Origin of the sequence: Pseudoalteromonas rubra (genome assembly GCF_004212645.1) — a bacterium.
In the GTDB taxonomy this organism is placed as follows: domain Bacteria; phylum Pseudomonadota; class Gammaproteobacteria; order Enterobacterales; family Alteromonadaceae; genus Pseudoalteromonas; species Pseudoalteromonas rubra_G.
Genome location: NZ_PPUZ01000043.1, coordinates 27608 through 39705, shown reverse-complemented (window position 1 = coordinate 39705; position 12098 = coordinate 27608). Strand labels below are relative to the sequence as shown.

The window sequence follows — 12098 nt, the reverse complement described above, 5'->3', positions numbered from 1 at the left end:
CTGTCTAAAAGGTTTCATTTAGCTGCACGAAAGAGTACCTTTACTTCTTATGTAAATTTGTTGAATGACCGCAATGCAGAAGAAAAAGTTCTACGATACTCTTAGCCTACAAGCTCAGGCCCTGATTGGTGATGAGCACAATTACATCGCCAATATGGCAAACCTCAGCGCCCTGTTATTTACCTCACTGGAAGACATAAACTGGGCTGGCTTTTACCTTTTAGATGGTAAAGATGAGCTCGTATTAGGTCCTTTCCAGGGCAATCCCGCCTGCATTCGAATTCCGCTTGGCAAAGGCGTATGTGGCACGGCGGCTGCTGAGCTAACCACTCAAGTCGTCGAGGATGTGCACAGCTTTGATGGTCATATTGCCTGCGATGCTGCATCAAACTCCGAAATCGTCATCCCTGTGATGAGAAACGGTGAATTATTTGCTGTGCTGGATATCGATAGCCCGAGTTTGGCAAGGTTTGACGATGAAGATAAAATAGGCCTGGAAGCACTGGTTAAATGCTTTGAGGGTACATTGTAAATGAAAGAATTACTCAACGTTCAGGATTACCTGTTTTCAAATTTCGATGTCGGAGACTGGGAAGGGGACGAAGAGCGTGTCGCAGAAACGTTGAATGAGCTTATCCACGTAGCCTGGGAGCAAATACCTGACGATCTGGCGTGCGAGCAAATTGATTTAATTATAAATGGAATATGGGAACATCTGCGCGGCGATTTAGCACTTGTTGAAGCCGAGTATGATGAACTCGTTGACTGGGTTACACATTACATTCAGTCATCTCTTGATGATAATATTGAACTATAGGTTTAGACATGGAAACCACAAACAAGCTAAAAGATATCAAAGAGGTTCTCGACTTTTTATATGCCGAGTTTCCTCAGTGTTTTAAACAAAAAGACGGTATTAAACCGCTTAAGGTCGGTATCTTCAAAGATATTGCCGCCAGAATCGAGGGATCTGAAAAAGTCAGTAAAACTCAGGTCCGCCAGGCGCTGCGCAAGTACACTTCTTCGTGGCGTTACTTAGAAGCCGTGATTAACAATGAATTTCGTGTTGACTTGGACGGTAATGATGCCGAGAAAGTTGAGCAGGAACATGTAGAACATGCGCAAAAAGCACTTGAAGAGTCACGTGCTAAAATGGCTAAACGTAAGAAGCCACAACGCCCAAGACAAGATGGTCGTGGTGAGCGCCGTCGCGATGGTGACACAAAATCTTACAAATCTCGCGGTGAGAACAAGCACCGTCACGGCAATAAAAACGCTAAAGTTAATGCTAAGCCAGAGCAGCAGCAACGTCGTAGCTCAGGTAAAGTTGAACCTCTGCCGGCAAATGAGGTCAAGGTAAATAATAAGGTTAAAGTAAAGTTAGGACAGGCCTTAGTTAATGCAACCATCACTGAAGTCAACAAAGATGAAGTTCATGTTGAATTAGTGACAGGTATGCAAGTTAAAACAAAAGCAGAAAGCCTGTTTATTCTTTAAGGAGTAGTGTATGAGTAATAAGTTACCTTTAGTTGGTGCAATCGCACTGTTTGTGTCTGGCGTGTGTTCAGCTGCAACACAGACTGTCACGGAAAAAGACATTCCTGTACTGGAGCCTGAAATCCAGCATGCGACGGCAACCAAAAGGGTAACCAGTAAATTTACTCGTGAGCACTACAAGCGCTTTAAACTCGACGATGCGCTGTCTGAGCAAATTTTTGACCGTTATATCGAGAATCTCGATTATAACAAGTCTCTGTTTCTTCAGTCAGACATCGACAAGTTTGCGAACTACAGAAAGCAATTTGACGATGCATTGAAAAAAGGCAAACTCGATTTTGCCTTTGACATGTTCAACGTCAGCATGCAGCGTCGCTACGAGCGCTTTAACTACGCGATTTCTCTGTTAGATACAGAAATGAAGTTTGATAAACCAGACGAGTTTGTATTTGACAGAGAAGAGATGCAATTTGCCAGCACTCAGGCCGAGCTGGATGAGTATTGGCGTCAACGCGTTAAGTCCGACGCTTTGCGCTTAAAACTCACTGGCAAAGATTGGGCAGGCATCAAAGAAGTGCTGACCAAGCGCTATAAAAACACCATCAAACGTTTGGTTCAAACCAACAACGAAGATGCCTTTCAGATTGTGATGAATGCCTTTGCGCGTAGCATCGAAGCGCATACTTCCTACTTATCGCCTCGTCGTGCTGAGCAATTTAAAATGGACATGGAGCTTGAGCTGGAAGGGATAGGTGCTGTGTTGGGTTATGACGAAGACTACACGATTATTCGCAGTCTTGTTCCTGGTGGCCCAGCCGACAAAACAGAAAAAATCAAACCGGATGACCGCATTGTGGGTGTGGCACAGGAAGGGGAAGAGTTTGTCGATGTGATTGGCTGGCGTCTCGATGATGTTGTCGATCTCATTAAAGGTCCAAAAGGGACCAAAGTACGGCTTCAGTATCTTAAAGGCAGTGACACCCATGGTACACCCAAAGTGGTGGAAATCGTGCGAGATAAAATCCGTCTTGAAGACCGGGCTGCGAAGTCAGAGGTGTTTGAAGCCAAATATTCAGATCTCACCAGCAAAATCGGTGTGATCGAAATCCCCAGCTTCTATAACAACTTGTCGAAAGATGTGAAAAGGGAGCTGGAAAAGCTCAAAGAACAAAAAGTGGACGGCATTATCGTTGATCTCAGACAAAACGGTGGCGGTTCATTGTACGAAGCCACTCAGCTGTCAGGGTTATTTATTGATAAAGGCCCGATAGTGCAGATCCATACTGCATATAACCGTGTTGAAGCACAAAAAGACAGTGACGGTGTGACTTATTACGACGGCCCGCTAACCGTATTGGTAGATCGTTACAGTGCATCGGCATCAGAGATTTTTGCCGCTGCAATGCAGGATTATGGTCGTGCAGTGGTGATCGGGGAGCAAACGTTCGGTAAAGGTACGGTACAGCAACACCGTGGCCTCAGAAAAACTTATGATCTGTTTGATAACGCACTTGGCAGCATTACCTACACCATTGCTAAATTCTATCGAATCGATGGTGGCAGCACCCAGAACAAGGGGGTTATTCCGGATATTTTACTGCCTTCTGCAGTTGACCCGGCAGAGTGGGGTGAGAGCCAGGAAGATAATGCGTTACCTTGGGACAGTATTGTCAGAGCCAAATATCGCCAGTTAGATGACCTGAGTCCGACGATTAAATATTTGAGCGAACGTCATGGGCTTCGTATTGCAAAAGAACCTGAGTTTGCTTACGTTTACGATGATATTGCGCGATATAAAGAACAAAAAGACGATATTGCCATTTCACTGGTGGAAGCTGAGCGTACCAAAGAGCGTGAAGAGCGTGACGAGCGTGCACTGAAGCGCACCAACGAACGCCTTAAGCGCTTAGGGCAGGAACCTGTGAAAGATTTGGACGATGTACCAGATATCATCGCAGAGCTGGACCCTTACCTGGAAGAAGCGGCGTTGATCACACAAGATCTGATCAACTACGGTCGCCTGGCCAAGAACAATTCAGGTGACTGAACACCCGTTTTAAAGCCAGGTATACAGCAGGCTAAACGATGAAAAGGCGCTTTGAGCGCCTTTTTTCGTTACCAGTGCGTGGGAAATTTGTTATTATTGACAGCTGCAATATTAAAAATAGTCAGGCAAGAAACTGTCTGGCGCTGTCTTGGGCGCAGATTCAGGTGTTGTGCTTAACCATTGAACTGACCCGGCAGAGATAATAATAAAGCACTCCATTAAGTGCGAAGGAGTATTCTGGTTTGAGACAACAAAAGCAAGCATCCTATCTGGATGCCTTTATTCCAATTGTGGTACTAGTCAGCCTGTTAGGCGCTGCTGTATACCTGTACGGTGATAACTCTTCTTCAGGGCCGAACCAGATAGCCCTGCTGTTTGCGACCTTTACGGCCGCATTAATTGGCCTAAAAAATGGTTTTACCTGGAAAACGCTCGAAGAAGCCATGATCAAAGGTATCACGATTTCTTTAGGGGCAATCCTTATCCTACTGATGGTCGGCGCTTTGATCGGAACCTGGCTGTTGTCTGGTACGGTACCGACCTTGATCTATTATGGCTTGCAGATCATTCATCCTTCCTGGTTTTATGCTGCAGGCTGTTTGATCTGTGGCATAGTTGCCATGAGTATCGGTAGTTCCTGGACGACGGCTGCAACCATAGGTGTCGCTTTATTAGGCGTGGCTAATGGTTTGGGGCTCGACCCGGTTGTCACAGCTGGCGCGGTGATCTCGGGTGCTTACTTTGGCGACAAACTCTCGCCACTTTCAGAAACAACTAACCTGGCACCCGCAGTGGCAGGCAGTGACCTGTTTGAGCATATTCAGCACATGCTGTGGACCACAGTACCAAGTTTTGTCATTGCTTTGATAATCTTTATCTTTATGGGGTTCAACGCGGATGTGTCGAGTGAGTCGAGCAAAATCGATGAAATTGCCACTATCCTGCAAAGCAACTTCAACATCAGCATTATTAATCTGGTGCCCCTTGCTATCTTACTGGGCCTTGCCATTAAAAAAATGCCCGCTTTTCCGGCTATTTCAATCGGCGCGGTCATTGGCGCAATTTGGGCGCTGTTGTTCCAGGGAGATTTGATAGCGAGCCAGGTCAACCCAGACGAAGGTGTGCTGGTCAGCCATTTCAAACTGGTTTGGGCGACCTTCTTTGACGGGTTCAGCCTTGAAACGGGTAACGCCAAAATGGACGACTTACTCAGTGGCGGCGGTATGTCCAGCATGTTGACAACAACCTGGCTGGTCATGACGGCGTTGATGTTTGGCGCCATTATGGAAAAAACAGGGCTGCTTGAGCTATTTGTTAAGAGCATTCTCAAAGTGGCAAAGAGCACAGGCTCTCTCATTGCCTCTACGGTTGCAACGTGTTTTGGCACTAACCTGGTTGCGGCTGATCAGTATATCGCCATTGTGGTGCCTGGGCGTATGTTTAAAGAAGAATATAAGCAACGTGGCCTGAGAAGCGTGAACTTATCCAGAACGCTGGAAGATGGCGGGACGATCACCAGTCCTCTTATACCCTGGAATACCTGTGGTGCCTATATGCAAAGCGTCTTGTTGATCAATCCACTTGACTATGCCGTTTATGCTTTCTTTAACCTGATCAACCCATTCCTGGCGATTGTATATGCTTACCTGGGTATCAAGATTTTGAAAATTAAGCCCAAAACAATGCAACAGGAGAAATCCGCTTCTGACGCATCATAAGCGTTTAAGCTGAATCACAGAACAACGCCTCATTAAATATGAGGCGTTTTTACTCGTCTCACAGTCATAAATCCCTTTGCCCTTAGCGCGTGCCGTTCTACAATAAAGATATTGATTTGTACTCATTTTTTCATTTTGCTTAGTCGCAGCACGCAGACTTCAGAAAATGAATTTGATAATAGGAATTGTCATGACCTCAAAACCTCAGGCCAAATACCTGCATGATTATCAGCCTCCCACCCATGCAGTAGAAAACCTCTCCTTAACATTCGAACTGGACCCTCAAAACACTCTGGTCACTGCACGCTTTACGCTAACGGCGCAAGGTGATGCAACGTCTGTGATGCTTGACGGCGTTGATCTGACACTTAACTCTGTGAAAGTGAATGGACAAAACCATTGTGATTACAAACTACATGATATGGGTCTGGAATTATTTGGGCTGAGTTCTCGCGCTGAAATTGAAATCGTTAATACTATTTCACCCGGCACCAATACCTCTCTTGAAGGTTTGTATCTGTCAGATGGGGCGTACTGTACCCAGTGCGAGGCTGAAGGGTTTCGAAAGATTACCTATTTCCTGGATAGACCGGATGTACTGACGACCTATCAGGTCAAGATAGTCGGGCCCAAAGAGATGCCTTATTTGCTGTCCAATGGTAATAAGGTCGACAGTGGAGAGCTGGCTGATGGCCGCCATTACGTATGCTGGGAAGATCCCTTTAAAAAGCCATCGTATTTATTTGCCCTGGTCGCCGGTGATTTTGATGTGTTGTCTGATAAGTTCGAAACTCGCTCTGGCCGACAAGTGGACCTGCAACTCTTCGTTGATAAAGGTAATCTGAGCAAGGCACCCCATGCGATGACGTCTTTAAAGAAGGCCATGGCGTGGGACGAAGCGCGCTTTGACCTGGAGTACGATCTCGATATTTACATGATAGTCGCGGTGGACTTTTTCAACATGGGGGCAATGGAAAACAAGGGCCTCAATGTGTTTAACAGTGCCTGCGTGCTGGCCAATCAGGAAACCGCAACCGACAGAGATTTTCACGTGATTGAGTCGATTGTTGGGCATGAGTACTTCCACAACTGGACAGGCAACCGTGTAACTTGCCGTGATTGGTTCCAGTTGAGCCTTAAAGAGGGCTTGACGGTTTTTCGTGATCAGGAATTCAGCAGTGACCTGGGATCTCGCGCGCTAAACCGAATCGATGCGGTTAATACGGTGCGTACCCATCAGTTTGCTGAAGATGCCGGGCCAATGGCGCACCCAATTCGACCCCAACAAGTGATAGAAATGAATAACTTCTATACGGTGACTGTGTATAACAAAGGCGCTGAAGTGATCCGTATGATGCATACCATACTGGGAGAGGCTGGGTTCCAAAAGGGCATGAAGCTGTATTTCGAGCGTCATGACGGCCAGGCGGTCACCTGCGATGACTTTGTAGCCGCCATGAGTGATGCCAATGGTAAAGACTTGAGCCAATTTAAACACTGGTACAATCAAGTAGGTACACCGAAAATCAGCGCACGAACAAGTTATGATGCGCAGCAGGGTGAGTTTACCTTACATCTGGCACAGAGCCATGCAGACAATGATCCAGTTGAAGCGCCACTGCATATTCCTGTGGCGATTGAGCTGTTAGACCCGCAAGGGCAGGTGATTGCAATTCCTGAATCGATCGCCAAACAAGGCAAAGTCATTGAATTGACCGAGAAACAACAAAGCTTTGTTTTTGCGGGACTAAAGAATGAACCTGTGATCGTACTACTGGAGGACTTTTCGGCTCCCTGCACACTGAACTACGATTATAAACAGCATCAGTTGCTCCACATTGCTAAGTTTGCAAGCAGTGATTACGCGCGCTGGGAAGCCATTCAGCAGCTGTATAGAGCCGAGATTAAATCACTGGTCAACACACAGGCATTTGCTGAGTATCAGCTACCAGAGAGTTTGAGTCACGCGCTAAGAGTGTTGCTTGACGACTTAAGCGGAGATCTGTCGATTCTGGCGGAGCAATTTACAGTGCCAGGTTTTGATGCGCTTAGTGCTGACTACAACCCAGTTCCGGTTGAGCAGCTGGATCAGGCGATTTCGACTATCGAATATCAGATTGCCGAAAAGCTTAAACCAGCCTGGTGTGCAACTTACGCCCAGCTTAAGGATGACGGCAGTCTTGACAGTGCCGCTGTTGCTATTCGTACAATGAAGAATAAATGTCTGTATTACCTGGCACAGGTATCGGACTCACAAATCCAAGGCTGGATCCAGGAACAAAGTGAAAGCCATAACATGACGCTAAAATTGGGGGCACTCAGGGCCGCAGTTAATGCGGAGCACGTGCTGACCCAGCTGTTGTTGGATGATTTCGACAAACAATGGCAATCTGATCTGCTGGTGATGGACAAATGGTTTGCGCTACAAGCGAGCCGGCGCGATGACAACTGCATAGACAACATTTTGTCCCTGTACAGCCACCCCTGTTTCGATAAAGCGAATCCAAATCGGGTGCGTGCACTTATTGGTGCATTCACTCGCAGCAATCCGCGTCACTTCCATCGCAATGATGGGCAGGGCTATGCATTACTGGGTGATTTGATAGCGGAACTAAACCAGGTCAACCCGCAAAATGCTTCCCGGATCATCACGCCTTTACTGTCTTTCAAACGCTTTGATGAAACCCGGCAAAGTCTGATGAAGACTCAGTTAGAAAAGCTGGCGAGATTGCCTGAACTGAGCGATGATTTGTACGAGAAAATTGACAAAGCGCTGAATTAACAGCGCATCTAGTTGTAATGTGTAAAGGTTTTTATCCACAAAATGCATGAGTATTACTTTTACATGGATTTGAGCCATGAACAGTGTATGGCGTATTACCATGGACATGTTGAGTTTATCCAGGTTGTCGAGGATGGCGGGAAGCGAGTTCGCTTTCCGGCTCATCATATCAGACGCCATGTCTCTACTTTAGGGGTCCGAGGGCGCTTCCGTTTATTGCTAGATGAAAATAACCGCTTCGTAGCGTTGGAAAAAGTAGTTTGATGACAATTATGCGACGAGACATAAAGTATTTTTGTTAAATCGGTTTGTTTTAAACTTAAATTACGTGTTATAACTACTCTGGTAGGACGTCTTACCATGAGTGAAATGCGCTCCAATGAGATAAAAATGCACCGATCAGACGCGTATTATTTGTAATTTAAAGCTATCGCTTCTATCGTTACGACAACAAAAAACAATAACTTGATAAGAATTACCCGCCAAAGGGGGGAGAAATAATGATAAAAACATCGCGCTTTGTGAAGAACAAGATAATGCTGGGCCTGAGCGCTGCATGTCTTGGTGTCGCTGGCACTGCTGCGCAAGCCGCCACGTTCCAAGTTGGTGATTTTGATGTAACCTTTGATTCCACGTTTTCTTACGGTCAGAGCATTCGTGTAGAAGACCGTGATTTTGATCACATTGGTAAAAGTAATCACCCACGTTATAACTGGACTGGTTATAACGCGTCACTTGGCAATACCATTTACTCGTCATCTCAGATCTGGTCTCAGCAGGGTGCATACTCAAATAACGGTGATGCCGGCGATCTGAACTTCGATTCGGGCGACACTTTTTCTCAGTTGCTAAAAGGAACACATGAACTTGGCATTACGAAGGACAATTATGGTTTCTTCTCTCGCTTCATGTATTTCAAAGATTTTGCAATGGAAGACGGTGATTTTGCATACACCAACCCAGTATCAGGGCAAAAAGTAGATCCCTGTGCAGACGACAAGACTAAAGAGCAAGTGTGTTCAGACTTGCGCCTGTTAGATGCGTTCGTTTGGGCCGACTTTGACATCAATGATGGTAAAAACCCATTGTCAGTAAGACTGGGTCGTCAGGTTGTTAACTGGGGTGAAAGTACGCTTATCAGTCACGGCATCAACGTTAACCCGGTTGATATCGACCGCTTGAAAGCACCAGGTGCTGAACTTAAAGAAGCCTTTATCCCGGTTGGCATGTTCTGGGCCTCACTCGGCCTGACTGACAACGTCACACTGGAAGCCTTCTATCAGTACGAATGGCACGAGACTCGTCTTCCTGCGACAGGTAGCTATTTCTCTACTAACGACTTCGCGTCAGAGAACGGCTACAACCAGAACATTCAGCTTGGCTTTACGGCAAACCCAGACATTGACCTGGCACACCTGACTGAAGCGCTTAATAACCTTCATGCTAACTGGATGGGGGCGTTGGCGGCTCAAGGCCTGGACGTAACCGACCCGAACGTATTACAAAGTGAAGCGGCTGTGTCACAGCTCACTTCTATGTATCTGGCTTACCCGACTAAAGTGGCTTTGAAAGGCAAGGGTCATAATGGTAAGAAAGAGCCACAAGATGGTGGTCAGTTCGGTATCCGCCTGGGCATGTTTGCCCCAGAGCTAAACGATACTGAGTTCGCACTATATTACATTAATTATCATGCGCGTCGTCCTCTGATCTCAGGTAAAGCCTCTAACTTTACCCGCGATGCCATTGTCGCCGATCTGAACTACATTCAGAACAACACGCTTAACGACGAAAACTTCACGAACCTCAACGCATTTACGCAAGGTCTGATTGAATACCCTGAAGACATCAAGCTGTATGGCCTGAGCTTCAACACCGCCATTGGCGAAACGGCTTTCTCAGGTGAATTTGCCTATCGCGAAGATGAGCCGCTGCAAATTGACGACGTAGAATTGCTTTATGCAGGTATGTTGGAACAGCTTGCATTAGCTGGCATTCGTACCGACGTTGCGGGTCTGTCTCAGTTGAGTCAAGGCGACGACGTTGCTTATGTAAAACCGGGTGAAATCGCACAAGGCTATGTCCTGAAAGACACGATGCAACTACAGTTTACCGCTACACATCTGTTTGGCCCTTCTTTGGGGGCGGATAGCTGGGCATTGGTCGGTGAAGTCGGTGGTGTAACCATCAAAGACATGCCAAGTTACGATGAGCTACGTTTAAACGTAGCCGGTACTGGCCGAAGCGGCACCATTGAAGGTGTTAACGGTCAAAGCTACGATCTGCTGCATATGGCAATTTCCAATGGTCCTGAAGTGAACCCGTTCCCAACGGCTTCAGCATGGGGTTATCGCTTAATTGCTAAGGGTGAGTACAACAACCTGTTCGCAGGCGTGAATATGTCACCGCGCATCGTGTTCTCTCACGACGTGAATGGTATAACACCTGATCCTATGTTCTTGTTTGTCGAAGATCGTAAGTCAGTTGGTCTGACCCTGAACTTTAACTACCAAAATGCCTGGTCATTTGACTTCGGTTATAACGCATTCTGGGGTGGCGGCAAGACCAACACATTCTCAGATCGTGACTTCGTTTCATTTAATATCAAGTATTCAATCTAAGGGCTTTCAATATGTTTAGAAAACCTACTATGCTTGCTGCAACAATTATAACTATGATGGCAGCACCGGGTGCATTTGCAAAAATGACCCCAGAAGAAATTGCGCGCTTGGGCGCGGACCTGACGCCAATCGGCGCAGAAAAAGCGGGTAATGCCGACGGCAGTATTCCAGCGTGGACAGGGGGCATTACTAAGCCACCTGCGGGATATAAAGTGGGCATGCACCACCCAGATCCATACGCCGATGACAAAATTTTGTTCACGATTGATAAAACCAATCTGGACAAGTATAAAGATAAGCTGAGCCCGGGACAGGTTGCCTTGTTCGAGACTTACCCGGACACCTTTAAGATGCACATCTACCCAACTCGTCGTAGTGCAGCTTTTCCTCAGTTTGTTTACGATGCAACTCAAAAGTATGCTTCGACTGCACAGTTAATTGAAGACGGTAACGGTATCAAAGACACCGCTATTGGTATTCCTTTCCCTATTCCTAAAAATGGTTTAGAGGCAATCTGGAACCACCTGTTGCGCTATCGTGGTTTGTCTATCGCGCGTTTCGGCGGACAGGCAATGCCTACGGCTTCAGGGTCTTACAACATCATCGGATTCGATGAGCAACTGCTAGTAAAATATTCAGATCCAGATGCGACACCGGCTGAACTGAAAGAGTCTAACGTGCTGTTCAAGTTCAAGCAGAAGGTAACAGAACCTGCACGCCTTGCGGGTACTGCTCTGTTGGTTCACGAAACCATGGACCAGATCCTGACCCCTCGTCAGGCATGGACTTACAACACGGGCCAGCGTCGTGTACGTCGTGCACCAAACGTAGCTTACGATGCACCGGGAACAGCATCAGACAGCCTGCGTACTACCGATGATTTCGATATGTTTAACGGCTCACCTAACCGTTACAACTGGACGCTTAAAGGCAAGCAGGAGCTGTACATCCCTTACAACAGCTACAAGCTGCACAGTGATAAGCTAAAGTATGACGATATTCTGATGGCCGGTCATGTAAACCCTGAGCATGTTCGTTATGAAAAGCACCGTGTTTGGGTGGTTGAAGCGAATCTGAAAGAGGGCACACGCCACATCTATAAGAAGCGTGTATTCTACATCGACGAAGACAGCTGGCAGATCCACATTGCTGACCTGTATGATAACCGAGACCAGATGTATCGTGTGGCGATGGCTCATGGTCTGAACTACTATGAGGTACCTACCCACTGGAGTACGCTAGACGTGTATCATGATCTGAACTCTCGTCGTTACCTGGCTATTGGCCTGGACAACGAAGAAAGCATGTATGATTTCAGCCAGTCTTTCCAGGACAATGAGTTTACACAAAGCGCGTTACGCCGCGAGGGTAGACGATAAGCACAGTGGCCGGTTAGTGCCGGCACAGCACAACTTCTCAGGGGCTGCTTTTGCAGC

Annotated in this window: 9 protein-coding genes; all 9 read left to right on the top strand. The window is 46.7% G+C overall.

Annotated features, from left to right (window positions below; translation table 11 throughout):
• Positions 1–73 precede the first annotated feature (73 nt).
• The 9 genes from C3B51_RS15960 (at position 74) to C3B51_RS15920 (ending at position 12041) form a co-directional block, all read left to right on the top strand.
• The gene (locus C3B51_RS15960) at positions 74–532 is read left to right on the top strand and encodes a GAF domain-containing protein (RefSeq protein WP_130245709.1); all 459 of its coding nucleotides are present in this window, start codon (positions 74–76) and stop codon (positions 530–532) included.
• Positions 533–817, top strand: a complete 285-nt coding sequence (locus C3B51_RS15955; protein WP_125721398.1) for a hypothetical protein — start codon at positions 533–535, stop codon at positions 815–817.
• Between the two features lie 8 nt (positions 818–825).
• A complete protein-coding gene (gene proQ / locus C3B51_RS15950; RefSeq protein WP_010386041.1) occupies positions 826–1497 on the top strand; it encodes an RNA chaperone ProQ in 672 nt (223 codons plus the stop codon).
• Positions 1498–1507: 10 nt separating this feature from the next.
• On the top strand, positions 1508–3544 hold the full coding sequence (prc, locus tag C3B51_RS15945; RefSeq protein ID WP_130245708.1) for a carboxy terminal-processing peptidase: 2037 nt from the start codon (positions 1508–1510) through the stop codon (positions 3542–3544).
• Between the two features lie 242 nt (positions 3545–3786).
• Positions 3787–5262, top strand: coding sequence for a Na+/H+ antiporter NhaC (gene nhaC / locus C3B51_RS15940; RefSeq protein ID WP_125721394.1), 1476 nt, complete (start codon positions 3787–3789; stop codon positions 5260–5262).
• A 190-nt stretch (positions 5263–5452) separates the two neighbouring features.
• A complete protein-coding gene (gene pepN / locus C3B51_RS15935) occupies positions 5453–8044 on the top strand; it encodes an aminopeptidase N (protein WP_130245707.1) in 2592 nt (863 codons plus the stop codon).
• A gap of 42 nt (positions 8045–8086) precedes the next feature.
• Complete coding sequence (locus C3B51_RS15930) at positions 8087–8308, top strand: DUF2835 domain-containing protein (RefSeq protein WP_125721390.1); 222 nt, start codon at positions 8087–8089, stop codon at positions 8306–8308.
• Positions 8309–8544: 236 nt separating this feature from the next.
• Positions 8545–10662, top strand: coding sequence for a DUF1302 domain-containing protein (locus C3B51_RS15925; protein WP_130245706.1), 2118 nt, complete (start codon positions 8545–8547; stop codon positions 10660–10662).
• Positions 10663–10673: 11 nt separating this feature from the next.
• Entirely contained in the window at positions 10674–12041 is a 1368-nt protein-coding gene (locus C3B51_RS15920) for a DUF1329 domain-containing protein (protein WP_130245705.1), read from the top strand.
• Positions 12042–12098 lie beyond the last annotated feature (57 nt).

Excerpts from the sequence above, each read along its gene's own strand:
- C3B51_RS15930 (WP_125721390.1), top strand. The coding sequence starts at position 8,087 with ATGCATGAGTATTACTTTTACATGGATTTGAGCCATGAACAGTGTATG.
- C3B51_RS15925 (WP_130245706.1), top strand. The coding sequence starts at position 8,545 with ATGATAAAAACATCGCGCTTTGTGAAGAACAAGATAATGCTGGGCCTG.
- C3B51_RS15920 (WP_130245705.1), top strand. The coding sequence starts at position 10,674 with ATGTTTAGAAAACCTACTATGCTTGCTGCAACAATTATAACTATGATG.
- C3B51_RS15955 (WP_125721398.1), top strand. The coding sequence starts at position 533 with ATGAAAGAATTACTCAACGTTCAGGATTACCTGTTTTCAAATTTCGAT.
- pepN (WP_130245707.1), top strand. The coding sequence starts at position 5,453 with ATGACCTCAAAACCTCAGGCCAAATACCTGCATGATTATCAGCCTCCC.
- C3B51_RS15960 (WP_130245709.1), top strand. The coding sequence starts at position 74 with ATGCAGAAGAAAAAGTTCTACGATACTCTTAGCCTACAAGCTCAGGCC.
- prc (WP_130245708.1), top strand. The coding sequence starts at position 1,508 with ATGAGTAATAAGTTACCTTTAGTTGGTGCAATCGCACTGTTTGTGTCT.
- proQ (WP_010386041.1), top strand. The coding sequence starts at position 826 with ATGGAAACCACAAACAAGCTAAAAGATATCAAAGAGGTTCTCGACTTT.